The 24,410-nt window shown below is 73.9% G+C and carries 20 protein-coding genes; 12 read left to right on the top strand and 8 right to left on the bottom strand.

Going from position 1 to position 24,410, the window contains the following annotated elements; all coding sequences use genetic code 11:
* Positions 1-104: 104 nt before the first annotated feature.
* Positions 105-1,643, bottom strand: a complete 1,539-nt coding sequence (locus tag V7E45_RS23890; RefSeq protein WP_333776241.1) for a leucyl aminopeptidase — start codon at positions 1,641-1,643, stop codon at positions 105-107.
* Positions 1,644-1,985: 342 nt separating this feature from the next.
* On the opposite strand from V7E45_RS23890, the gene V7E45_RS23885 reads away from it, so the two are divergent.
* From V7E45_RS23885 to V7E45_RS23870, 4 genes are all read left to right on the top strand, one after another.
* Positions 1,986-4,022, top strand: coding sequence for a hypothetical protein (locus V7E45_RS23885; protein WP_333776240.1), 2,037 nt, complete (start codon positions 1,986-1,988; stop codon positions 4,020-4,022).
* Between the two features lie 121 nt (positions 4,023-4,143).
* The gene (gene pelF / locus V7E45_RS23880; RefSeq protein WP_333776239.1) at positions 4,144-5,664 is read left to right on the top strand and encodes a GT4 family glycosyltransferase PelF; all 1,521 of its coding nucleotides are present in this window, start codon (positions 4,144-4,146) and stop codon (positions 5,662-5,664) included.
* Positions 5,661-7,202, top strand: coding sequence for a hypothetical protein (locus V7E45_RS23875; protein WP_333776238.1), 1,542 nt, complete (start codon positions 5,661-5,663; stop codon positions 7,200-7,202). Before pelF ends, V7E45_RS23875 begins: the two co-directional genes overlap by 4 nt.
* Before the next feature lie 8 nt (positions 7,203-7,210).
* Positions 7,211-7,942, top strand: coding sequence for a spherulation-specific family 4 protein (locus tag V7E45_RS23870; RefSeq protein ID WP_333776237.1), 732 nt, complete (start codon positions 7,211-7,213; stop codon positions 7,940-7,942).
* Here V7E45_RS23870 and V7E45_RS23865 read toward each other — a convergent pair.
* A complete protein-coding gene (locus V7E45_RS23865) occupies positions 7,917-8,702 on the bottom strand; it encodes an adenosylcobinamide-GDP ribazoletransferase (RefSeq protein WP_333776236.1) in 786 nt (261 codons plus the stop codon). The two genes, V7E45_RS23870 and V7E45_RS23865, sit on opposite strands and share 26 nt — an antisense overlap.
* Positions 8,703-8,762: 60 nt before the next feature.
* Between V7E45_RS23865 and V7E45_RS23860 the strand changes: the two genes are divergently transcribed.
* Complete coding sequence (locus tag V7E45_RS23860) at positions 8,763-9,527, top strand: hypothetical protein (RefSeq protein ID WP_333776235.1); 765 nt, start codon at positions 8,763-8,765, stop codon at positions 9,525-9,527.
* Here V7E45_RS23860 and V7E45_RS23855 read toward each other — a convergent pair.
* The 3 genes from V7E45_RS23855 to cobT all read right to left on the bottom strand — a co-directional run bounded on the left by V7E45_RS23855 (position 9,467) and on the right by cobT (position 13,215).
* Complete coding sequence (locus tag V7E45_RS23855; RefSeq protein WP_333776234.1) at positions 9,467-10,198, bottom strand: hypothetical protein; 732 nt, start codon at positions 10,196-10,198, stop codon at positions 9,467-9,469. The genes V7E45_RS23860 and V7E45_RS23855 overlap by 61 nt on opposite strands.
* Positions 10,199-10,208: 10 nt before the next feature.
* Positions 10,209-11,987, bottom strand: a complete 1,779-nt coding sequence (locus V7E45_RS23850) for a phosphatidylglycerol lysyltransferase domain-containing protein (RefSeq protein WP_333776233.1) — start codon at positions 11,985-11,987, stop codon at positions 10,209-10,211.
* 85 nt (positions 11,988-12,072) lie between these two features.
* Complete coding sequence (gene cobT, locus V7E45_RS23845) at positions 12,073-13,215, bottom strand: nicotinate-nucleotide--dimethylbenzimidazole phosphoribosyltransferase (RefSeq protein ID WP_333776232.1); 1,143 nt, start codon at positions 13,213-13,215, stop codon at positions 12,073-12,075.
* A gap of 133 nt (positions 13,216-13,348) precedes the next feature.
* Between cobT and V7E45_RS23840 the strand changes: the two genes are divergently transcribed.
* Entirely contained in the window at positions 13,349-14,383 is a 1,035-nt protein-coding gene (locus V7E45_RS23840; RefSeq protein ID WP_333776231.1) for a class I SAM-dependent methyltransferase, read from the top strand.
* Positions 14,384-14,484: 101 nt separating this feature from the next.
* Here the strand turns inward: V7E45_RS23840 and V7E45_RS23835 are convergent, their stop codons facing one another.
* The gene (locus tag V7E45_RS23835) at positions 14,485-15,687 is read right to left on the bottom strand and encodes a bifunctional adenosylcobinamide kinase/adenosylcobinamide-phosphate guanylyltransferase (protein WP_333776230.1); all 1,203 of its coding nucleotides are present in this window, start codon (positions 15,685-15,687) and stop codon (positions 14,485-14,487) included.
* Between the two features lie 81 nt (positions 15,688-15,768).
* Here V7E45_RS23835 and V7E45_RS23830 point away from each other — a divergent pair, with 81 nt between their 5' ends.
* On the top strand, positions 15,769-15,981 hold the full coding sequence (locus tag V7E45_RS23830) for a hypothetical protein (RefSeq protein WP_020939568.1): 213 nt from the start codon (positions 15,769-15,771) through the stop codon (positions 15,979-15,981).
* Positions 15,982-16,058: 77 nt separating this feature from the next.
* Here V7E45_RS23830 and V7E45_RS23825 read toward each other — a convergent pair whose 3' ends face one another.
* Entirely contained in the window at positions 16,059-16,760 is a 702-nt protein-coding gene (locus V7E45_RS23825) for a class I SAM-dependent methyltransferase (RefSeq protein WP_333776229.1), read from the bottom strand.
* Between the two features lie 83 nt (positions 16,761-16,843).
* On the bottom strand, positions 16,844-17,470 hold the full coding sequence (locus V7E45_RS23820) for a DUF3043 domain-containing protein (protein ID WP_333776228.1): 627 nt from the start codon (positions 17,468-17,470) through the stop codon (positions 16,844-16,846).
* A gap of 278 nt (positions 17,471-17,748) precedes the next feature.
* Between V7E45_RS23820 and V7E45_RS23815 the strand changes: the two genes are divergently transcribed.
* From V7E45_RS23815 to V7E45_RS23795, 5 genes are all read left to right on the top strand, one after another.
* Complete coding sequence (locus tag V7E45_RS23815; RefSeq protein WP_333776227.1) at positions 17,749-18,540, top strand: PspA/IM30 family protein; 792 nt, start codon at positions 17,749-17,751, stop codon at positions 18,538-18,540.
* Between the two features lie 33 nt (positions 18,541-18,573).
* The gene (pspAA, locus tag V7E45_RS23810) at positions 18,574-18,852 is read left to right on the top strand and encodes a PspA-associated protein PspAA (protein WP_333776226.1); all 279 of its coding nucleotides are present in this window, start codon (positions 18,574-18,576) and stop codon (positions 18,850-18,852) included.
* A 250-nt stretch (positions 18,853-19,102) separates the two neighbouring features.
* Positions 19,103-20,323 carry a sensor histidine kinase gene (locus tag V7E45_RS23805; protein ID WP_333776225.1) on the top strand — a complete coding sequence of 407 codons (1,221 nt, stop codon included), beginning with the start codon at positions 19,103-19,105 and terminating at the stop codon, positions 20,321-20,323.
* Entirely contained in the window at positions 20,320-21,000 is a 681-nt protein-coding gene (locus tag V7E45_RS23800; RefSeq protein WP_333776224.1) for a response regulator transcription factor, read from the top strand. Before V7E45_RS23805 ends, V7E45_RS23800 begins: the two co-directional genes overlap by 4 nt.
* 159 nt (positions 21,001-21,159) lie before the next feature.
* Positions 21,160-24,276 carry an efflux RND transporter permease subunit gene (locus tag V7E45_RS23795; RefSeq protein WP_333776223.1) on the top strand — a complete coding sequence of 1,039 codons (3,117 nt, stop codon included), beginning with the start codon at positions 21,160-21,162 and terminating at the stop codon, positions 24,274-24,276.
* The last annotated feature ends 134 nt before the right edge of the window (positions 24,277-24,410 follow it).

Below are 24,410 nucleotides of genomic sequence, written 5' to 3'. Positions count from 1 at the left end.
CACACGGGCGGCCCCCGCCCGGGCCGCGGCGCCGGGCGCCCCCCCCCCCCCCCCCCCCCCCCCCCCTGCGGCGGCCCGCCGCGCGAGCGGCCGGTCCGGGCGGCTCAGCCCAGGTCGCCCGCGGCGGTCAGCTCGGCGAGCCGGACCAGCGTGCGCACGGCGGAACCGGTGCCGCCCTTCGGCGTGTAACCGAAGGGGCCGCCCTCGTTGAACGCCGGACCGGCGATGTCGAGGTGTGCCCAGGTGATGCCCTCGCCCACGAACTCGCGCAGGAAGAGACCGGCGACCAGGCCGCCGCCCATCCGCTCGCCCATGTTCGCGATGTCGGCGACGGTGGAGTCCATGCCCTTGCGCAGGTGCTCCGGCAGCGGCATCGGCCACGCGGGCTCGCCGACCTCCTCCGCGGCCTCGTGGACCGCGGTGCGGAAGGCGTCGTCGTTGGCCATGATCCCGAAGGTGCGGCTGCCCAGCGCCAGCATCATCGCGCCGGTGAGGGTGGCCACGTCGACGATCGCGTCCGGCTTCTCCTGCGAGGCCGCCCACAGCGCGTCGGCGAGCACCAGCCGGCCCTCGGCGTCGGTGTTGAGCACCTCGACGGTCTTGCCGCTGTACATGCGCAGCACGTCGCCGGGGCGCACCGCGGAGCCGGACGGCATGTTCTCGGCCAGCGCGAGCCAGCCGGTGACGTTGACCTGGAGGCCGAGACGGGAGGCGGCGACCACCGCGGCGAACACGGCGGCGGCACCGCTCATGTCGCACTTCATCGTCTCGTTGTGACCGGCCGGCTTCAGCGAGATGCCGCCCGAGTCGTAGGTGATGCCCTTGCCGACGAAGGCGAGGTGCTTGTCCGCCTTGGGGTGCGTGTACGACAGCTTGACCAGGCGCGGGGTCGCCGCGGAGCCGGCGCCGACGCCGAGCAGGCCGCCGTAGCCGCCCTTGACCAGGGCCTTGTCGTCCAGCACCTGGATCTTGATGCCGTGTTCCTTGGCGGCGGCCTGGGCCACGCCGGCGAAGGCCTGCGGGGTGAGGTCGTTCGGCGGCATGTTGATCAGGTCGCGGGCGCGGTTCAGCTCCTCGCCGACCGCCACGGCCCGGGCCAGGGCGCCCTTGTGGGCCGCGTCCCGAGGCTTGCCGCCGAGCAGCGTCGCCTCGCCCAGCGGTGCCTTGCCGTTCTTGGCCTTGGCGTCCTTCGCGCCGTCCTTGTAGGTGTCGAACGCGTAGGCGCCGAGCAGGACGCCCTCGCCGATCGCGCCGACGGCGCCGGGGCCGTCGACCGGCAGCGCGAACGCGGCCTTGCGGCAGCCCACGAGGGCACGGGCGGCCACGCCGGCGGCCCGGCGCAGCGCCTCGGCGTCGTACCCGGCGTCCTTCTCGGGCTCCGCGCCCAGGCCCACCGCCACCACGAGCGGCGCCTTGAAGCCGGCCGGGGCGGGCAGCTTCGTCAGCTCGCCCTCGGCACCCGAGGCACCGAGGGTCTCCAGGACGCCGGCCAGCTTGCCGTCGTATGCCTTGTCCACGGCCTCGGCGCCGGGGGCGACGACCAGGTCCCCAGACCTAGACGCAGCGCTCTTGGCGACACCGATCACGATCGCGTCGGCCCGCAGGCCGGGCGCCGCGGCGGTGCTGAGAGTAAGAGCAGTCACGGTGGTGAAATCTCGCTTCCGATGTGAAGTTGCTGTGGCCGATGAGGGGTGGGTCGACCGGGCCCGAGAGCCGACCCTAGGTCCAGGACTGTGGGCATGGGGCAACCGGGGCCTTCACCCTGTCGGCGAACACCCGGGACGAGACTACGCGCGTACCCGCGTTCGCTCATGCCTGCGGGTGTTCACCTGTCCGTGGCGTCGTGGCCATTTATCACCCCGGGGCCCCCACGGCCTGAGCCACACTCATCGGGTTCGGTGGGCCGATCGCCCACCGATTCGCATGTTTTCCGCTGATCCTCCGCCAATTCACCACAGAGGATCTTCTGGGGGGAAGGAACTGCCATGGCACACCGCGCGCGCCGCTGGAGAGCGGCGACCGTGACGGCGACGGCCGCGGGGCTGGTCACTCTGGGGCTCACCGCCCCGGCCGCCTCGGCCGCCACCGATCCGCGCATCGACCTGCGGGTGCTCGTGGTCGACGACGGCGGAAGCCCCGTCGGCGCGATCACCGCACAACTGAAGAGCGAGGGGGTCCCGTACACCACCGTCGACCTGGACGACTCCGGCCGCCCCACCATCAGCGACACCTTTCTGAGCGACACGGTCAACGGCCGGCCGCGGGCGAAGTTCCAGGGCGTGGTGCTGCCCGACGAGGCCCCCTTCGGGGCGGGCTCGGCCGAGCAGACGGCCCTGGAGTCGTACGAGAAGACGTACGGCATCCCCCAGGTCGACGCCTACACCTGGGCCCATCCCGAGGTCGGCCTGGACTACACCGACAGCGACGGCTACGCCGGAAGCCTCGACGGGCGGACGGCCACCGTGACCACGGCCGGCCGCGCGGGCCCGTTCGGCTACCTGAAGGGCGCCTTCTCCTTCGAGGACAACTCCCCGTCGGTGGACGAGAGCTACGGGTTCCTCGCCCAGCCCCGCACCGGCTTCACCAGCTACGTCGACGTCCCCGTGCCGGGCGGTACCGGCAGCGGCAGCCTGCTCGGCGAGTACGCCCACGACGGCCGCCGCGAGCTGGTGGTGACCTTCGCCTACAACCAGTACCAGCAGCAGTTCCGGGTGCTCGCCCGGGGCATCGTCGAATGGCTGACCCAGGGCGTCCACCTCGGCCAGGCCCGCAACTACTTCGCCGTCCACGTCGACGACGTCTTCGCGCCGGACGCCCGCTGGGACAGCGCGCGGGACTGCACCCCCGGCGACATCGACTGCGCGGGCGGCGGCGCCGACACCGAGACCCCGATCCGCATGACGGAGGCCGACGCCCAGTACGCGGCCTCCTGGGAGCAGAGCCACGACTTCACCCTCGACATGGTGTTCAACGCGGGCGCGGGCGAGGAGTGGAAGAGCGAGAACGGCGGCACCGACGCGCTGACCGACCAGCTGCTCAGGGACAAGGCCAAGTACCGCTGGGTGAACCACACGTACACCCACCTGTTCCTCGGCTGCGTGCAGGACACCTCGACCGTGCCGTGGAGCTGCGCGAAGAACGCCGACGGCTCCACCAAGTGGGTGAGCCGCTCCGACATCTCCGGGGAGATCTCCGACGACTACGACTGGGCCCAACAGCACGGGCTGTCCGTCGACCGCACCGAGCTGGTCACCGGTGAGCACTCGGGCCTGAAGACGCTGCCCCAGCAGCCCCAGGACAACCCCAACCTGGGCCCGGCGCTCGCCGCCAACGGCGTCAGGTGGACCGCTTCCGACAACTCCCGCGAGTCCGAGCAGCGGGCCGTCGGCAGCAGCACCCTCACCGTGCCGCGCTACCCGATGAACGTGTACTACAACGTCGGCACCAAGGCCGAGATGGCCGACGAGTACAACTGGATCTACACGTCCAAGGCGGACGGCGGCAGCGGGATCTGCGAGAACAACCCGACCTCGACCTGCCTGACCCGGCCGCTGGACACGGCCACCGGCTACACCGACCACATCGTGCCCGCCGAGGCCCACACCGACCTCGGGCACGTGCTGAGCAACGACCCGCGCCCGCACTACGCGCACCAGTCGAACCTGGCCGAGGACCGCCTGCTCTACCCGGTCCTGGAGCGGGTGCTCGCCGACTACCGGGCGCTGTTCGCGGACAGCGCCCCGATCGTCGACCTGCGCCAGAGCGCCATCGGCGCCGAGCTGCAGAACCGGGCCAAGTGGCAGACCGCGCTGGACGGCGGCAAGGTCACCGCCTACCGGATCGGCACCACCGTCACGGTCAGCGCGCCGTCCGGCACCCAGATCCCGGTGACGGCACCCGAGGGCACCAAGCAGCAGCAGCTGCTCGGCACGGCCACGTTCGGCACGGCCTACGCCGGCCGGCGCTCGGCCTGGGCGGCACCGGCCGCCCTGCAGTCCGCGCTGACGCTCAAGCTGCCGTAGCCGACGCCGAGGCAGCCGCACAGCGGAGAACCGCGCGCCCGGCCACACCGGATCCCGAGCCGGCGGCCGGGCCGCGGTTCCCCGTACGGCATCCGTGAAAAGTGGGGGGAACCGCGCAGCGATGCGTACCGGCCGCAAGACAACCATGCTCACCGAAGGCACCTATCCGCATGTCCACGGCGGCGTCAGCACCTGGTGCGACCAGCTCGTCAAGGGCATGCCGGAGGTGACCTTCCACGTCGTCTCCATCACCGGCACCGGCCGCGAACCCGTGACCTGGGAACTGCCGCCGAACGTGGGCCGGCACACCACCGTGCCCACCTGGGGCCCGCGCCCCGGCCGGGCCCGCGCCCCCCGCGGCCGCGCCCGGCGCCGCTTCACCGACGCCTACGAACGGCTCCTGCTGTCCTTCCTCGACCCCGAGGCGCGCTGCGACTTCGGGGAGGCGCTGTACGACCTGGCCGTCATCGCCCGGGAGGGATGGCTGTCGGCGGCCCTGCGCACCGAGACCGCGCTGCGCTCGTTGCAGTGGATCTGGACGATGCCGCATCTGCCGACCGCTGCCGCCCGGCCCGCCCTGCACGACGCGCTGACCGCCACCGACCTGCTGGAACACGCCCTGCGCCCGCTCGGCGTGCGCATCGACGCGGACTCCGTGGCGCACGCCGTGAGCAGCGGCCTCGCGACCCTGCCCGCGCTCGCCGCGCACCGGCTCGACGGGGTGCCGTTCCTCCTCACCGAGCACGGCATCTACCTGCGCGAGCGCTACCTGGGGCAGCGCGCCGACCGGCACCGCTGGCCCGTGAAGGCGTTCCTGCTCGGCTTCTACCGCGAGCTGAACTCGCTCGGCTACCGGGCCGCCGACCTGATCACCCCCTGCAACCAGTACAACCGGCGCTGGGAGGAGCGCGGTGGCGCGGACGCCGACCGGATCCGCACGGTCTACAACGGCGTCGACCCGCACGCCTTCCCGCACGCCGGGCCCGAACCCGACACGCCCACCCTCACCTGGTGCGGCCGGGTCGACCCCATCAAGGACCTGGAGACCCTGCTGCGCGCCTACGCCCTGGTCCGCGCCGAACTCCCCGAGACCAGGCTCCGGTTGTTCGGCCCGGTCCCGGCCGGTGGCGAGGCCTACCGCACCCGCCTGGAGAAGCTCGCCGCTGAACTCGGCATCGCCGACGGCCTCACCTTCGAGGGCCGCATCAGCGAGGTCTGGCGCGCCTACGCGGCCGGGCACCTCGTGATGCTGTCGTCCATCTCCGAGGGCTTCCCGTTCTCCATCATCGAGGCCATGTCGTGCGGCCGTACCACCGTCTCCACGGACGTCGGCGGGGTCCGCGAGGCGGTGGGGGACACCGGTCTGGTGGTCCCGCCGCGCGAGCCGGAGAAGATGGCGGCGGCGGCGCTGACCTTGCTCCGCGACGACGGACGGCGGCTGCGGCTCGGGGAGTCGGCCCGCCAGCGCGTGATCGACCGCTTCACGCTGCGCCGCTCGGTCGACAACTTCCGCACCATCTACCAGGAACTCGCCGGCCTCCCCGAGGTGTACGAGCCCACGGTCGAGACGGTCGCCGACTGGACCGAGGAACTGCGCGACCCCTGGTACGCGGCGGTGGCGACGGACGGGACCGACTGGTGAGCGACGACGTCCGTGTCCGGCCCGGCGTCCCGGGCCGGCGCCGCGGCCCCGGCTGGGCGCGGCGCGATCCCATCGACGAACTCGCCGCGGACTGGGACGAGTCCGTGGCGGCCGCCGTCCACCCGGACGAGATAGCCGCCCTGCTGGAGTCCGACGGCCTCTCCGACGACCAGATCCGCGAGCGCTACGGCGTCGAGAACTCCTTCGCGCTCGCCGAGGAGTTGTACGCCCGCACCCCGCGCCGCCACCCCGAACCGGACGGCGAACCGCCCGACCCCTGGCGGACCGGGCTGCTCGGCTGCCTGCTGCGCGGGCTGGTCTTCGCGCTGCCGGGCTTCGCCTACGTGCTGGGCGACCCGCTGCTCGCCGGCCCGCACGAGGCGCTCGGTCTGCCCGCGGGCACCCGCACCCTACTGGCCGGCGCCCTGTGCGGCTGGGCCTGGAACCAGGGGCTCGCCCACCGCGCCTACGCCTGGCTGGGTCTGGGCGACCGCCCGGCGGCCCGCCGCTGCCTCCTGGTCGGCGCCCCCGTCGGCATGCTGCTGGGCACGCTGGTCGCGCTCGCCGTCGCGGGCACCGGCCGTCCGGCGGCCGTCGCCTTCGCCGCCGGGCAAGCCTGCTACTTCGGCGCGTCCGGCGTCCTGCTGGTCATGGGCCGCGAGAAGGTGCTGCTCGCCGCGCTGCTCCCCATGACCGCGGGCGGCCTCCTCACCCTCGCGCACCCGCTGCCCGCGCCCGCCCGTCTTGTGCTGCTGCTGGGCTCGCTCGCCGCCGTCGCGGTCCTCGGCCTGCTGGAGGCCGCCCCCGCCCTGACCTCACCGCGCCGCCGGCGAGCCGCCCTCGCCGCCCTCGCCGCCCTCGCCGCCCTCGCCGCGCACGCGAAGCGGCTCTCGCCGCCGCGGTGGTGGCCCTCGGGCCGGGCCGGCCGCCCGGCCGCGCCACCGGCCGGCGGGCCCCGGCCGCTCGCCTCCCTGCCGTACGCCGTGTTCGGCCTGGCGAGCGGGGTGCTGGTGGTCTACGCGGCCCTCGGGGACGTCCTGGCCGGCGCCGGTCACGGTGCGCTCGCCGCCCCGGCGGCCGTGGCCCTCACGCTCAGCATGGGCCCCGCCGAATGGCTGCTGTACCGCTTCCGCGGCGGCAGCCTCGCCGCCCTGCGCTCCAGCGGCACCCCGAAGGGGTTCCGCCGGGCCACCGCCCGCGTGCTGGCCCGCTGCCTCACCGCCTACCTGGCCGCCCTGCTCGCCCTGACCCTGGCCGTCACCGCGCCTTGGCCGCACGCGCCCGCCCCGGCCGCCGCCCGGCTCGCGTCCCTGCTGGCCCTCGGCGTGGTGCTGTGGACCGGGCTGCTGCTCCAGTCGTTCGGCGCCGTCCTCGGCGCGACGGCCGTCTGCTGCGCGGCCGCGGTGGCCCAGACCCTGGCCCTGCTCACGCACGCGGGCAGCCCGGACACCGTCGCGCTCGCCGTGTACGCGAGCGCGGCCGGCGCCCAGGTCGCGCTCGTCCGCGTCCGGCTGGGAAGGGTGACCGCACACCGATGAGCACACCGATGAGCACCCCTGTGAGCGCACCACCGGGCACCCTCCTGGTCCCCTACTACGAGCACCCCCGCGTCCGCCCCGCCGAGTGGGCGGCGATCCTCGCGGCCGCGCCCCGCCTGTACGCCGTCGTCCTCAACCCGGCCAGCGGCCCCGGCGATCGCCCCGACGCGGCCTTCGCCGAGACCGCCGCCCGGCTGCGGACGGCGGGCGTGACCCTGCTCGGCTACACCGACACCGGCTACGGCAGACGGCCGTACGCGGCGGTCGAGGACGAACTGCGCCGCTACCGGGCCTGGTACGGCACGCACGGCGCCTTCCTGGACCAGGTGGCGTCCGGGATCGGCGAGACACGGCACTACGAGCGGCTGACCACGGCCGCCCGCACCCTCGGCTGCGTCACGCTCGCGCTGAACCACGGCACCCGGCCGCACCCCGCGTACGCGCCGCTCGCCGACCTCCAGGTCACCTTCGAGGGCCCCTGGAGCGCCTACCTGCGCACGCCCGCCCGGCCCGCGCACCGATCGGCCGGGGCACGGGTGTGCCATCTGGTGTACGACGTCCCGCCCGACGCGGACGCGGCCGGCGCCGCCCGAGCCCGGGGCGCCGACGTGCACTGCGCGGTCCCCGGCACGGGCGCTCATCCGTGGGGCACCCTGCCCCACGGGCTGGACCCGCGAGTGCCCCCGGCGCGTTCACCGGGCACGGACGCGGAGGCTAGTGGCCGAGGGCCGACACGATGAGCGCGGTGGTCGCCGCCGTCTCGGCGAGGGCGCCGAACACGTCCCCGGTGACCCCGCCGAACCGGCGCGTGCAGCGGCGCAGCAGCAACTCGGCGACGGCCGGGGCCAGCAGCATCGCGGCCGCCGCCCGTACCGCGCCGTCCGGGCCGAAGGCCGCTCCCCAGCCGGCCGCGAGAACCGTGCAGCCGGCCGTCACGGCCAGCGCGCCCGGCACCGGCACCACCCCGGCGACCGCCGCGCCCAGCCCCTCCGGACGGGCGGCGGGCACCCCGGTGCGCGCGGCCAGGGTGAGCGCGAGCCGGGCCGCGACCGCCGAGGTCAGCGCCGCGACACCGCCCCGCGACCAGGACTCCCCGTACAGCTGTGCCAGTACGGCGACCTGGGCGAGCAGCACCAGCACCAGGGTGAGCACCCCGAACGGGCCGATGTCCGACTGCTTCATGATCCGTAGCGCCTCGTCGGCGGGCTTGCCGCTGCCGAGCCCGTCGGCCGTGTCGGCGAGCCCGTCCAGGTGCAGCCCCCGCGTCAGCGCGGCCGGTACCGCGACGGAGGCGACGGCCGCGAGCAGCGGCCCCGCGCCCAGGAAGAGCAGCAGCAGCCCGGGCAGCGCCGCGCAGCCGCCCACGACCAGACCCACCACCGGGGCGCACAGCATGCCGCCGCGCGCCGCCTCCCGGTCCCACCGGCGCACCCGGACGGGCAGCACGGAGAGCGTGCCGAAGGCGAAGCGGAGACCGTCGAGCGGCGAGGACGTGAGCACCGGCGCAGGTTACCGGGCGGTCGCCGGGCCCCCCACCGCGGCCGAGGATAAAGTGCGCACATGGGGCACTGGTGGGAGCGGAACATCGTGGAGCCGGGCAAACTCCCCCTGCTGCTGGCCCTGACCGCCTTCGTCGTCACCTTCGTCGTCACCCGCGTGATCACCCGGCTGATCCGGGCCGGCAAGGGCCCCTTCGGCAATGTGAAGGCGGGCGGGCTGCACATCCACCACGTGGTGCCCGGGGTGCTGCTGACCGTCGTCGGCGGCTTCGGCGCGGTCGCCAGCGGCCGGTCCGGCGCCGGCGCGGCCCTCGCCGCGGTCGTCTTCGGCATGGGCGCGGGCCTGGTGCTCGACGAGTTCGCGCTGATCCTGCACCTGGACGACGTCTACTGGAGCGAGGAGGGCCGCAAGAGCGTCGAGGTCGTCGTCCTCACCGCGGCCCTGGTCGGCCTGCTGCTGGCCGGGTTCGTGCCGTTCGGCGTCAACGACCTGACCCAGCAGGAACTCCAGGACCGCGGGACGGTCATCTCCAACATCGCCCTGAACTTCGTCTTCTCGCTGATCTCGCTCAGCAAGGGCAAGACCCGGGTCGCGATCTTCGGGGCGATCGTGCCCCTGGTCGCGCTCGTCGGCGCGATCCGCCTGGCCCGGCCCGGCTCCCCGTGGGCCCGCCGCTTCTACGGCCGCCGCCCCCGCGCCCGGGCCAAGGCCGCCCTGCGCGCCTACCGCCACGACCGCCGCTGGGCCGGGCCCCGCCGGGTCCTTCAGGACTGGATCGGCGGCAAGCCAGACCCGCGCCCGGTACGCCTGCCCGGCCGCCACTGACAGGGCGGCGGCCGGCGCCCGCACCCGTGCCGGCCCGCCGCCGCGGCCACGCCCAGCACGGCCACGCCCAGCAGGGCGGCCAGGTGCTCCTTGCCCGCCAGGTTCTCCTTCAGCAGGACCTCGACCACTATCGCCAGCGTCACCGCCGCCGCCGTCACCTGGGCGCCGTAGCGCCAGGCCACGAACACCGCGAGCCCCACCACCGCCGCCGAGGGACCGGTGTCCACCACCCGCGCGTCCGAGCCGGGCAGCCCGAACGGGACGTGCGGGCCGAACGCGATGCCCAGGCGCGCGTAGAGCGTCCCGGCGAGGGTGGCGGCGTAGGCGATGGCCAGCGTGCGCCACCAGCCCAGGCAGATCTCGGCGATCCCGAACACGAACAGGATCTGCGCGAGCGCGCCCCACACCGGCAGGTCGAGCGCCGGGACGTACAGCGAGAGGGGAGTGCGCAGGAGCGCCAGCCACAGCGGGTCCTGGACCCGCACCGCCCCCACGTCCTGCACGAACCGGTAGCCCCACGACTGGTTCTGCACGTACTGCAGGAGTGCGGTCAGGCAGACCGCCCCGCCGGTCATCGGGACCGCCGCAAGCCGCCGCTTGAGCAGCGGTTCGCGCACGGTGACGTACAGCAGCCCCCACTCGGCACGGGCCCAGCGGCCGGGCGCTCTCACCGCGGGTCCCTCATCGGTGCGTGTCCAGGTGCCGGCGATGCAGCCACTTCGGCAGCCCCGGCGCCTCCAGGAAGCCCTCGGCGCGGGCCGACGCCAGGCCGATGCGCAGCAGGTCCGCGCTCTTCTCGAAGAGCAGGAACCGGGGCTCCCAGATGGGGCGGTACTTGGCGTTGGCGCGGTACAGCGACTCGATCTGCCACCACCGCGAGAAGAAGCTGAGCAGCGACCGCCACAGCCTCAGCACCGGCCCGGCGCCGAGCCGCGCGCCGCGCTCGAAGACCGACCGGAACATCGCGAAGTTCAGCGACACCTGGGTGATCCCGATCTCCCCGGCCCGCCGCAGCAGTTCGATGACCATGAACTCCATCAGCCCGTTGTCGGAGTCCCGGTCCCTGCGCATCAGATCGAGGGACAGCCCGTGCGGACCCCACGGCACGAAGGAGAGCAGGGCGCGCAGGTCGCCCTCGGCGTCCGTGCACTCCAGCATCACGCACCGGCCGTCGCCGGGGTCGGCGAGCCGCCCGAGCGCCATGCTGAACCCGCGCTCGGTCGCCCCGTCCCGCCAGTCGTCCGCGCGTTCGACGAGATACGCCATCTCGTCCGCCGGGATGTCCTCGTGCCGCCGGACCCGTACGCGGTACCCGGCCCTCCGCACCCGGTTGCAGGCCTGCCGGACGGTCCGCATGGCCCGTCCCTCCAGGGTGAACTCGGCGACCTCGACGATCGCCTCGTCACCGAGTTCCAGCGCGTCGAGGCCGTGCCGCGCGTAGACCGTCCCGGCCTCCTCACCGGCCCCCATCACCGCCGGGATCCACCCGTGCGCCCGCGCCTCGGCCAGCCACGGCGCGATCGCCCCCGGCCAGGCCTCCGGGTCGCCCAGCGGGTCGCCGGAGGCGAGGCTCACCCCGCCGAGCACCCGGTAGACGACCGCCGCCTTCCCGGTCGGCGACCACACCACGCTCTTCTCCCGGCGCAGCGCGAAGTAGCCGAGCGAGTCCCGTTCCCCGTGGCGCTCCAGCAGCGCCCGCAGCCGCTTCTCGTCGTCCTCGGTGAGCGGGTCGACGGCGCGCCGGGAGCGGAAGGCGGCGTAGAGGACGGCGAGGACGAGGGCCGTGCTGAGCACGTTGACGGCCACGTTGGCCCAGTTGGGCGGGTCGATGCCGGGGAACCGGGACTCCTCGGCGGCCACCGACACCAGCCGCAGCGTGCCGTAGTGCCAGCGCTCCGAGAACGTCGAACGGGCCGCGTCCGGCGCCTGGTTGGTGACCGTGATCAGCAGCCCGGCGAGCAGCGAGGCGACGAGCCCGCCGACGGCGGCCACGGTGGCGGCCAGCCGGGGGTTGGACCGGTCGCCCTTGGCGTAGAACTCCCTGCGCCCGGTCAGCAGGGCGCCGACGAAGGCGGCCGTCAGCGCCAGGGAGACCCAGTTCTGCCCGTGCCGCCGGATCTCCGGGAACGCCATCGCGAAGGCGAACAGGGCCAGGAACGAGCCGCTCAGCACCAGGTTCAGGATCCACGCGGCCCGCTTGCGCCGGCGCATGGTGATGGCCAGGAAGGCGGTGAACACACCCGAGGCGAAGCCGGCCGTGAGCAGGTACGGCGTGAAGAAGTTCTCCTGGTTGTGCCGGCGTACGTCCTGGCCCAGCGACACCCACACCGCGCTCAGGAAGTTGACGAAGGCGACGGCCCGCAGGTACCAGACGGCGAGAGCGGCGGCCCGGCGGGAGACCCCGTTCGACCGCCGCTCCGGCTCGGCTCGCTGTTCCACGGCAATTCGGGCATCTCCCATGGTGAACGATCATATGGGGGCTGCCCCGGCGAACCAGTCTTTTCCGGCTGCCGTGGTGTGCGCACTCCGGTTCGGCCGGGCCGGTCTACTCCTCCGCCGCGTCCCGCGTCCCCGGCTGCTCCGGCTTCTCCTCCGACCGCTTCTCCGCCTGCTCCTCCGAGGGCTTCTCGTCCTGCTCGTCGTCCGGCCGCTCGGGCAGTTCGGCGGCCAGCGCGGCGGCGCTGCGCACCAGAGGCAGCGCCAGCAGCGCGCCCACCCCCTCGCCGACCTTCACGCCCTGCTCGAGCAACGGCTCCAGGGCCATCCGGTCCAGCGCCTTGGCCTGCCCCGGCTCCCCGCTGTCGTGCCCGGCCAGCCACCAGTCCGGCGCCCGGAAGGCGACCCGCTGGGCGACCAGCGCGCACGCGGCGGCCACCACACCGTCCAGGATCACCGGCAGCTTCCTGACCGCGCACTGCAACAGGAACCCGGTCATCGCGGCGAGATCGGCGCCGCCCACCGTCGCGAGCAGCTGCATCTGGTCCCCGAGCACCGGCCGCGCCCGGCGCAGCGCGTCCCGGATCGCCGCGCACTTGCGCATCCACGCCAGGTCGTCGATGGGCAGCCCGCCCCGTCCGGTCACCACCGAGGCGTCGGTCCCGCACAGCGCCGCCACCAGCACCGCGGCCGCCGTCGTCCCGCCCACGCTCACGTCCCCGAGCACCGCCAGGTCGGTACCCGAGTCGGCCTCCTCGTCCGCGACCGCGACGCCCGCCCGGAACGCGGCCTCGGCCTCGTCCTCGGTGAGCGCGTCCTCGACGTCGATACGGCCGCTGCCGCGCCGCACCCGGTGCCGTACGACCTCCGCCGGGAACTCCTCCGGCGGGCAGTCCAGGGCCATGTCCACGACCCGCACCGGCACATCGAGGCGGCGCGCGAGCACGGCCACCGGGCCGGCACCCTCCAGCACCGCCCGCACCAGCGCCCGCGCGCCGCCCGCGGGCCGCGCCGAGACGCCGAGTTCGGCGATGCCGTGGTCACCGGCGAACAGCACCACCCGCGGCCGTTCGACCGGCCGCACCGGTACGGCGCCCTGCGCGGCGGCCAGCCACTCGCCCAGTTCGTCCAGGCGCCCGAGCGACCCGGGCGGCACGATCCGGCGCTCCCGGTGGGCCTCGGCGTCACGGCGTACGCCCCCGTCCGGGCGCTCGATCAGATCGGTGAAGTCGTCCAGATTAAGGCTGCTCATTCGCCGAACAGTACCGCCAGCGAACGAACGTCCCGGCGCCACACCGGTACCTCTGGGTCACGACGTCGTTGCACCCAAGATCGGTATCCCCTACGTTCCGGTTTGCAGCGGAATGTCGCCCCAGGGAGCCGCCATGCAGCCCTTGCCTCTCACCCCGCGGGTCACCGACGCCGCCGACCCGTTCCAGGAGCCCCGCCGCGCCGACTGTCCCTGGTGCGGCTCCCCGCGGCTGCGGACCCGGCTGCGCGCCCCCGACCCGCTGCGGCACCGTCCGGGCACCTTCGTCCTCGACGCCTGCTCCGACTGCGGCCACGCCTTCCAGAACCCCCGGCTCACGGCCGAGGGACTCGCCTTCTACCACCGGGACTTCTACGAAAGACACCTGGAGGAGTTCGCCGCGCGCGTGGTCTCCGCCCAGGCGGCCCGGCGCCGCCACCGCGCCACCGCCCACAAGCTCTCGGCGCTGCCCGAACCGGAGAGCTGGCTGGACGTGGGCACGGGGCACGCCCACTTCCCCGAGGCGGCACGGGAGTTCTTCCCTTACACCAGCTTCGACGGACTCGACCCGACGGCCCGGGTGGAGCAGGCCCTGCTGGAGGGGCGGGTCGAGGAGGCCCACCGCGGTTATCTGACCACCCCGGGCACGGCGGCCCGGCTGCGCTCCCGCTACGACGTGGTCAGCATGTTCGACCATCTGGCCCACGCCCCCGACCCCCGCGCCGAACTCCGCGCCGCCCTCGCCGTCCTGCGGCCCGGCGGCCATCTCGTCGTCGAACTACCCGACCCACGCTGCGTGTTCGCCGCCCTGCTGGGCAAGTGGTGGCTGCCCTACGGCCAGCCGCGCCACCTCCACCTGCTGCCCCTGGCCAACCTCCGCGCGGAACTGGAGTCCCAGGGCTGCGCGATCCTCGTCACCGACCGGCGGGCGCCGCACGTCCCCTACGACCTGGCGGCGGCCGTCGCCCTGGCCCTCGCCACCGTCCACCCGTTCCTGCGCGCGCTGGCGGCCCCGGTGCTGGACGTGGCCGCCATCGCCGACCACACCCTGGCCCCGCTGCTGCGCCGCACCCGCTTCTCCAACGCCTACCGGGTCGTGGCCCGCAAGGGCACCGGAACCGCCCCCGGACCCGCTCCGGCACCGCCGACCGCGCGGCAGGCGGTGCCGTGAGCACCCCGAGTACCCCGAGTACCCGGAGTACCCCGAGTACCCCGAGTACCCCGAGTACCCGGAGTACCCGAGCGGCGCGGGGAGCGGCGAGCGCCCGGGGGTCAGCCCCGCAGCACCAGCGCCTGCCCCGCCACCACCAGCAGCACCTGCTCGCACTCGCCCGCGAACGCCGCGTTCAGCCGCCCCAGTTCGTCCCGGTAGCGGCGGCCGGAAGCCGTGGCCGGCACGATGCCCGAGCCCACCTCGTTGGACACGGCCACGACGGTCCGCCGGGTCGCCCGCACCGCGGCGGTCAGCTCCCGCACCCGCTCGCGCAGCGCCTTCTCCCCGCCCCCGGACCACTCCGCGTCGTCCCACGCCCCGACCGCGTCCATGGCGTCCGTCAGCCACAGCGACAGACAGTCGATCAGCAACGGCGGCCCGTCCTCGCCCAGCAGCGGCTCCAGGTCGGTCGTCTCCGTCGTACGCCACGAACCCGGCCGCCGCTCCCGGTGCGTGGCCACCCGCGCCGCCCATTCGGTGTCGCCGCCGCGCGCCCCGCCGGTCGCGACGTACAGCACCTCCGGGAACGCCTCGAGACGCCGCTCCGCCTCCACCGACTTGCCCGAGCGCGCCCCGCCGAGCACCAGCGTGCGGCGCGGCACGTCCGGCACCTCCTCGTACGCCCCGACCACCAGCGTCGTGCCGTCCGGCACCACCCGCGCCCCGGCCGCCGCGAGCCGGCGCCGCAACTCCGCGCCCTGCGGCACGTCGTGGTCGAGGTGGACGGCGACGACGTCCGTGGCAGGACCGACCGACCCGACCGCCCGCAGCCGGGCCAGCGCGTCCGGGCGGCCCACCACATCGGCGAGGACCAACTGGTACGACTCCGCCGTCGCCGCCTCCAGGCCCGCCGGCGCCGCGCCCGGCGGCAGGTACAGCAGCCGCTGCCCGTCAGGCCCGGTCACCGCGTACCCGGTGCCGCCCGCGTCCATCGCCACGGCCCGCACCCGATGCCCCGTCAGCAGCGCCAACTCCCGCCCGTCCGGCACCCGGCCGGGCTGCGGCAGCCCGGCCGGCACCTCCACCGCGGGGCCGTGGTGCGGGTGCGAGAGCAGCACCTGCCGCACCCCGCCCAGCGAACGGCCCGACCGGGCGGCGGCGAAGGCCGCGCCGGGCGTCAGGTCGAGCAGCAGGGTGCCGTCCACCAGCAGCGCGGTCGCCGTGCGTGCGTCCGGCCCGAGGGCGGTCGCGCAGACCGCGCAGGGACAGTCGGGGCGGGGCAGTCCCGCGGGGGTACCGGTACCGAGCAGAGTCACTTCCACGGAACCGATTTTCACCTGTCCCGGCTGGTCTTGCGCTTCCGGCTAGGCTGCCAGCAGGTGTTGGATCACAAGGAGGCCCACATGACGGCATGGACGTGGCGGTTCGAGAAGGCCGACGGGACGGAGGTCCAGCCCGCGGTGCAGCCGGAGGAGTTCACCACCCAGGGCGACGCCGAGTCCTGGATCGGCGAGCACTGGAAGGAGCTGGCCGAGGGCGGCGCCGACCAGGTGCGGCTGTTCGAGGAGAGCACCGAGATCTACGGCCCGATGAGCCTGCACGCCGACGCCGCGTAACTCTTACGGGGGTGCTCTCACGGGGGTGAGGAGGGTCCGTCGAGCCGTCCCTCCTCACCGCGCACCGCCCGGCGGGCTCAGCCGCGCACCCCGCACAGGTGCAGCAGCGCCGCGACCCGCCGGTAGGGGTCCATCCGACCGGCCCGCTCCTCGACCGCGAGGAGCGCCTGGAGGTCGTCCGGGATCTTCGCGTCGTCCGCCGCCGTGTCCGTGAAGACCCGCACCCCGTACCAGGCGTGCAGCGGGGCGGCGATGCCGGCGAGGGTGGCGGTCAGCGCCGCCAGCCGGTCGGCCCGGACGTCCAGGCCCAGCCGGTTGCGGTAGGCGGTGGTGTCGAAGGCGGCGAGCGCGCCCGCCCAGTCACCGGCGAGGCCCGGCCGCATCGCGAGCGCGTCGCCGTTGCGCACGAGCAGCGAGAGCAGCCCGCCCGGCGCGAGCATCCGGGCCAGCCCCGCCACCAGCGGATCGGGCTCCTCCACGTACATCAGGACGCCGTGGCACAGCACCACGTCGAAACTGCCCGGCAGGAAGTGCACACCGGTGTCCCGGCCGTCGCCCTGCACCAGCCGGACCCGCTCACGGATGCCCACGGGCTCCCCGGCGAGCGCCTCGCGCGCGACGTCGATCATCGTCGCGTCCTGCTCCACGCCGGTCACCTGGTGCCCGAGCCGGGCCAGCCGCAGGGCCTGCGTGCCCTGGCCCATCCCCACGTCGAGCACCCGCAGCCGCTGCCCGACCGGGAACCGCCCGGCTATCTGCTCGTCGAGCTGCCGGGCCACCAGCTCCTGCCGTACGACATCGCGCAGCCCGCCCAGCCTGCTCAGCCAGGCGTCGGCCGCACCCCCGGTGAAGGCGTCAGCGCTCAGGGCCGCTCTCCGCGCTTGACCTGCGGCTTCGGCAGCCGGAGCCGGCGCATCTGGAGCGAGCGCATCAGACCGTAGGCGACGGCGCCCCGCCGGTTGTGGTCCGGGAACCGCTCGGCCAGCCGCTTCTTCAGGCGGAAGCCGCTGACGATCGCGTCGAGCACGATCAGCACGATCACCACGAGCCACAGCCACAGCGCGATCGCCTGGATGGCGGGCACCCGCACGATGCTGAGGACCAGGATCACCACGGCCATGGGCAGGAAGAACTCCGCCACGTTGAACCGGGAGTCCACCCAGTCGCGGGCGAACTTGCGGACCGGGCCCTTGTCCCGGGCCGGCAGGTACCGCTCGTCACCGCCGGCCAGTGCCTGGCGCTGCCGGTCGAGCGCCTGGCGGCGCTCCTCGCGCTGACGCTTGGCGGCGTCCTTGCGCGTGGTCGGCGTCTGGGCGACGCTGCGGCGCTGGGACTGGGCCGCACTGCGCTTGGGCGTGGGCCTGCCCTTGGGGGCCTGCGGGTCACGGGGCTGCTTGGAGAAGTTCACCTGCGCCTTGTCGGCGGGGGTCTTCTCTTCCTTGGCACGGCTACGGAACACAAAACCCAAGGGTACGGGCTCCACCGGCATGGACCGCAGCCGACCGGGGAACGATCCGGCAACGCCGGACGTCTGTAGGGGGACAGAGGGGACGTTGCAGACGCTTCACCCGGCGGTCGGCGGGAGGGACCGGGGAGCCCACCCGGGGCCCACCTACTCCTCACGCCGGAGCGATACCGTCCGCAGTCGTCCTTGGGGATGAGCGCATCGGTCCCGGAACGGTGCGGTAATGGAGTCAGGGCCCGTACTGTGGGTTCTGTCGCAGGATCTGTGAGCTGGAGTCCGTCAGAAGGGGGCGCGCGAAGCCCATGAGCGGTGTCATGAAGCGTATGGGGATGATCTTCCGCGCGAAGGCGAACAAGGCCCTTGACCGGGCCGAGGACCCGCGCGAGACCCTCGATTACTCGTACCAGAAGCAGCTGGAGCTGCTGCAGAAGGTGCGCCGGGGCGTCGCCGACGTGGCGACCTCCCGCAAGCGCCTGGAACTCCAGCTCAACCAGTTGCAGCAGCAGTCCTCCAAGCTGGAGGACCAGGGCCGCAAGGCGCTCGCGCTCGGCCGTGAGGACCTCGCCCGCGAGGCGCTCTCCCGCCGCGCCGCCCTCCAGCAGCAGGTCACCGACCTGGAGACGCAGCACACGACCCTGCAGGGCGAGGAGGAGAAGCTCACCCTCGCGGCCCAGCGCCTGCAGGCCAAGGTGGACGCCTTCCGGACGAAGAAGGAGACCATCAAGGCCACTTACACCGCCGCCCAGGCCCAGACCCGCATCGGCGAGGCCTTCTCCGGCATCTCCGAGGAGATGGGCGACGTCGGGCTCGCCATCCAGCGCGCCGAGGACAAGACCGCCCAGCTCCAGGCCCGGGCCGGCGCCATCGACGAGCTGCTCGCCTCCGGCGCCCTCGACGACCCCTCCGGCATGGCCAAGGACGACATCCAGGCCGAGCTCGACCGGCTCTCCGGTGGTACGGATGTGGAGCTGGAACTGCAGCGCATGAAGGCGGAACTGGCCGGCGGCTCCTCGCAGCAGGCGATCGAGGGCGGCACCGGCCAGGGGCAGCCCCAGCAGCAGCCGCAGGACACCCCGCGCTTCGACAAGCAGTAGCCGGGTGCCGGGACCCGAGCCGAGGAGGCCGACGTGATCGTACGGATCATGGGGGAGGGCCAGGTGAAGCTGGACGACGTCCACTTCACCGAGCTGAACTCGCTGGACGACGAGCTGCTGAGGGAAGTGGAGAACGGCGACGAGGCGGGCTTCCGCCGCACGCTCTCCACGCTCCTCGACGCTGTCCGCCGGCTCGGCACCCCGCTGCCGGACGATGCCCTCGAGCCCTCGGAGCTCATCCTCCCGGCCGGCGAGGCGACCCTGGAGGAGGTCCGGGAGCTGCTCGGCGACGACGGGCTGATCCCGGGCTGAGCCCGCACCGCGGCGACCGCGAGACGAACCCGGGCCGACCGCGGCGAACCGTGAGCCGATCCCGGGCCGGATCGCGGCGACCGCGAGCCGTTCTCGAGCCCGGGCCTGGTCCGGGTGCGGGCCCGGCGACCGCGAGGCCGGCCCTGTTCCGGGTGCCGTACGCGCCGCGCACACCGGTCGCCGGACGACGGCGGGTGAGCTGTGCCTCGCTCTGTTCCGGCCCCCCGCCCGGCGCCGTACTGTTCAGCGGGTGAGCACTCTCGAACGCGCCCGGTGCGGCCTCAAGGCCCACCCCCTCGCGCTGGACGCGGCCATCGCGGCCGGTGTGCTGGTGTGCATGGTGGCCGGGTCCTTCGTGGTGCCCCGCGGACCGAACGGCGTCACCTGGGGCGTGCGCACTCCGGCCCCCTTCGGCCTGATCCTGATGACCGTCGGCGCCGCCGCGCTGGTCTTCCGCCGCCGCGCCCCCAAGACGGTCCTGGCCGTCACCGGCGCCGCCTCCGTGATCGAGTCCGTCACCGGCGATCCGCGCGCCCCGGTGGCCATGTCCGCCGTGATCGCCCTGTACACCGTCGCCTCCACCACCGACCGCACCACCACCTGGCGCGTCGGCCTGCTCACCATGACCGTGCTGACCGCCGCCGCCATGCTGGCCGGCCCGCTGCCCTGGTACGCCCAGGAGAACCTGGGCGTGCTCGCCTGGACCGGCATCGGCGCGACCGCGGGGGACGCCGTGCGCAGCCGCCGCGCGGTCGTCCGGGCCATGCGCGAGCGCGCCGAACGGGCCGAGCGCACCCGCGAGGAGGAGGCCCGCCGCCGGGTCGCCGAGGAGCGGCTGCGTATCGCCCGCGACCTGCACGACGTCGTCGCCCACCACATCGCCCTGGTCAACGTGCAGGCCGGAGTCGCCGCCCACGTCATGGACCGGCGGCCCGACCAGGCCAAGGAGGCCCTCGCCCATGTGCGCGAGGCCAGCCGCTCCGCGCTCAACGAGCTGCGCGCCACGGTCGGCCTGCTGAGGCAGTCCGGCGACCCCGAGGCCCCCACCGAGCCCGCCCCCGGCCTCAGCCGGCTCGACGACCTGGCGGGCACCTTCCGCAGCGCCGGGCTCCCGGTCGAGGTGGCCCGCACCGACCACGGCACCGCGCTGCCGGCCGCCGTCGACCTGGCCGCCTATCGCATCGTGCAGGAGGCCCTGACCAACGTCCGCAAACACGCGGGCACCGACGCCCGGGCCGAGGTCAGCGTCGTACGCGTCGGACCGCACATCGAGGTCACCGTCCTGGACGACGGGACGGGCGCCGGCGGCGAGCCCGGGGCCGGCGGCGGGCACGGGCTGCTCGGCATGCGGGAGCGGGTCACCGCGCTGGGCGGCACCCTGACCACCGGACCCCGCTACGGCGGCGGTTTCCGCGTCCATGCGATCCTGCCGGTCAAGACCCGTACGACGGCACCGGGGGAGCCCGCATGACCATCCGTGTCCTGCTCGCCGACGACCAGGCACTGCTGCGCAGCGCGTTCCGGGTGCTGGTCGACTCCGAGCCGGACATGGAAGTGGTGGGGGAGGCCTCCGACGGCGCCGAGGCGGTCCGGCTGGCCAAGGAGAGCGGCGCCGACGTGGTCCTCATGGACATCCGGATGCCCGGCACCGACGGCCTCGCCGCCACCCGCCTGATCAGCGCCGACCCGTCCCTGGCCCGGGTCCGCGTGGTCATACTGACCACCTTCGAGGTGGACGACTACGTCGTCCGGTCCCTGCGCGCGGGCGCCTCCGGCTTCCTCGGCAAGGGCAGCGAGCCCGAGGAACTGCTGAACGCCATCCGGGTCGCCGCGGGCGGTGAGGCGCTGCTCTCCCCGGCCGCCACCAAGGGCCTGATCGCCCGCTTCCTCGCCCAGGGCGACGGCGACGACGGCCGGGACCCGGCCCGCTCCGACCGCCTCGGCGCGCTCACCGGCCGCGAGCGCGAGGTGCTGGTCCAGGTGGCCGGCGGGCACTCCAACGACGAGATCGCCGAACGCCTCGAAGTCAGCCCGCTCACGGTGAAGACGCACGTCAACCGGGCCATGGCCAAGCTCGGCGCCCGGGACCGGGCCCAGCTCGTGGTCATCGCCTACGAGTCGGGACTGGTACGCCCGAGGACGGACTGACCTCCACCCGCGCGTACTGCGCGCGGAGTAGGGCCCCGGCGCGGAACGGGACCTGGGACCTACGCTTCGGCCCTCCGGCATGGCTCAGGGTGGTGGGGTGGGCGCTCCCCCGTGTCCCTCCCGCCACTTCTGCCGCTCACAGAAGAGAGAACCTGATCCATGTCCTGGCTGTCGAGATTCAGCCTCGCGCAACGTGCCCTCGTCGGGCTCGTGTCCCTCATCGCGCTCGCCTTCGGGCTGATCGCGATACCCCAGATCAAGCAGCAGCTCCTGCCGACCATCGAACTGCCCATGGTCTCGGTCGTCGCCCCCTACCAGGGCGCCGCCCCCGACGTCGTGGAGAAGCAGGTCGTCGAGCCCATCGAGGACAACCTCCAGGGCGTCGACGGCATCACCGGTGTCACCTCCACCGCCAGTGAGGGCAACGCCGTGATCATGGCGTCCTTCGACTACGGCAACGACACCAAGCGGCTCGTCTCCGACGTCCAGCAGGCCGTCAACCGGGCCCGCAACCGGCTCCCGGACGGCGTCGACCCGCAGGTCGTCGCCGGCTCCACGGACGACATGCCGACCGTGGTCCTCGCCGTCACCTCCGACAAGGACCAGCAGGCACTCGCCGACCAGCTCGACACGACGGTCGTCCCGGCCCTGAAGGACATCGACGGCGTCGGCCGCGTCCAGGTCACCGGCGTGCGTGACCTGCGGGTCGCCGTCACCCCGGACGAGGCGAAGCTGGCGCGGGCGGGCCTCACCCCCGCCGCCCTCGGCCAGGCCCTCCAGGCCGGCGGCGCCACCGTCCCGGCCGGCTCCTTCGACGAGGACGGTGCCAACCGCACCGTCGAGGTCGGCGGCGGCTTCACCTCGCTGCGGCAGATCCGGGACCTGATGGTCACCGGCGAGGGCGTCAGGAAGCCCGTGCGCCTGGGCACCGTCGCGACCGTGAAGGAGCAGCCCGCCCCGGCCGACTCCCTCACCCGCACCGACGGCCGGCCCAGCCTCGCCGTCAACGTGACCATGGACCACGACGGCAGCGCCGTCTCCATCTCCGAGGCCGTCAAGGACAAGCTGCCCGCGCTGCGCAAGGACCTCGGCTCCGGCGCGCGGCTCACGGTCGTCAGCGACCAGGGCCCGGCGGTGTCCAAGTCCATCAAGGGCCTGACCACCGAGGGCGCGCTCGGGCTGCTCTTCGCGGTCCTGGTCATCCTGGTCTTCCTGGCCTCGGTCCGCTCGACGCTGGTCACGGCGGTCTCCATCCCGCTGTCGGTCGTCCTCGCGCTCCTCGTGCTGTGGACCCGCGGCCTGTCCCTGAACATGCTCACGCTCGGCGCGCTCACCATCGCGATCGGCCGGGTCGTGGACGACTCGATCGTGGTCCTGGAGAACATCAAGCGCCACCTCGGCTACGGCGAGGAGCGCAAGGAGGCGATCCTGGGCGCGGTGCGCGAGGTCGCCGGCGCGGTCACCTCCTCCACCCTCACCACCGTCGCCGTGTTTCTGCCGATCGGCCTGGTCGGCGGCATGGTGGGCGCCCTGTTCGGCTCGTTCAGCATCACCGTGACGGCGGCCCTGCTGGCCTCCCTCATCGTGTCCCTGACGGTCGTGCCGGTCCTGTCGTACTGGTTCCTGCGCGCCCCCAAGGGCACCCCCGACGACGCCGAGGAGGCCCGCCGCGAGGCCGAGGAGAAGGAGGCGAACAGCCGGCTCCAGCGCGCCTACGTCCCCGTCCTGCGCTTCGCGACGCGCCGCCGCCTCACCAGCGTGCTGATCGCGATCGTCGTCCTGGTCGTCACCTTCGGCATGTCCGGACTGCTGAAGACCAACTTCTTCGACCAGGGCCGGCAGGAAGTCCTCACGGTCAAGCAGAAGCTCAGGCCCGGCACCAGCCTCGCGGCCACGGACGCCCAGGCCAGGAAGGTCGAGAAACTGCTCGCCTCGACCGAGGGCGTGAGGGACTACCAGGTCACCATCGGCTCCTCGGGCTTCATGGCGGCCTTCGGCGGCGGCACCGACACCAACCAGGCGTCGTACCAGGTCATGCTGAAGGACACGGCGTCCTACGAGGACGTGCAGAAGCACCTCGAGGACGGCCTGAAGAAGCTGAAGGGCACCGGCACCACCACTGTGTCCGCCGGTGACGGTTTCGGCAGCCAGGACCTCAGCGTCGTGGTGAAGGCGTCCGACCCGCAGGTGCTGCGCGAGGCGTCGGACCGGGTGCGCTCCACCGTGGCCGGACTCGACCACGTCACGGACGTCACCAGCGACCTCGCGCAGAGCGTGCCGCGCATCTCGGTCGAGGCGAACGCCAAGGCGGCCGCCGCCGGCTTCGACGACCAGAAGCTGGGCGCCGCGGTGGCCCAGGCCGTGCGCGGTACGACGGCGGCCAAGGCGATCCTCGACGACACCGAGCGCGACGTCGTCATCACGTCCGCGAAGCCCGCCACCACCCTGGCCCAGCTCAGGAACCTGCGCCTCGGCCCGGTGAAGCTCGGCGACATCGCCACCGTCGAGGTGGTGGACGGCCCGGTGTCCATGACCCGCATCGACGGCCGGCGCGCCGCGACGATCACGGCCCGGCCGACCGGTGACAACACCGGCGCGGTCAGCGCCCAGCTCCAGTCGCGGATCAAGGCCCTGAAGCTGCCCGCGGGCGCCGAGGCCCGGATCGGCGGCGTGTCCTCGGACCAGGACAGCGCGTTCAAGAACCTCGGCCTGGCCATGCTGGCGGCGATCGCCATCGTGTTCATGCTCCTGGTGGCGACGTTCCGCTCGCTGGTCCAGCCGCTGATCCTGCTGGTCTCCATCCCGTTCGCGGCCACGGGCGCGATCGGCCTCCTGGTCGCCACCGGCACCCCGATGGGCGTCCCGGCGATGATCGGCATGCTGATGCTGATCGGCATCGTGGTCACCAACGCGATCGTGCTGATCGACCTGATCAACCAGTACCGCGCTCAGGGCCACGGCGTCGTCGAGGCCGTGGTGGAGGGCGGCCGTCACCGGCTGCGGCCCATCCTGATGACGGCGCTCGCGACCGTCTTCGCGCTGCTCCCGATGGCCCTGGGGGTCACCGGCGAGGGCGGCTTCATCGCCCAGCCGCTGGCGGTGGTCGTGATCGGCGGCCTGATCAGCTCGACCCTGCTGACCCTGCTGCTGGTCCCGACGCTCTACGCGATGCTCGAACTCCGCAAGGAGCGGCGCGCGAAGAAGAAGGCGGCGAAGAAGGGGCTCCCGTCCCCGTCCCCGGCCGCCTCGGACGAGCCGGAGCCCGCGGGGGTCTGACCCCGCACCCGTCCCCTCCCGCGCAGGAAGTCCGGGCCGCCCCGGACGGAAACCGGGGGGGGGGGGGGCCCCCCCCCCCCCGCCGCGCGTTCGGTCAGACCTCCTGCCGCCCGCGCCGGGACCACCACACGCCG

The organism is Streptomyces sp. IBSBF 3136, assembly GCF_036815105.1.
Lineage (GTDB): Bacteria > Actinomycetota > Actinomycetes > Streptomycetales > Streptomycetaceae > Streptomyces.
Note: the sequence above shows the minus strand (reverse complement) of the source record. Positions and strands in the feature narration are given on the sequence as shown.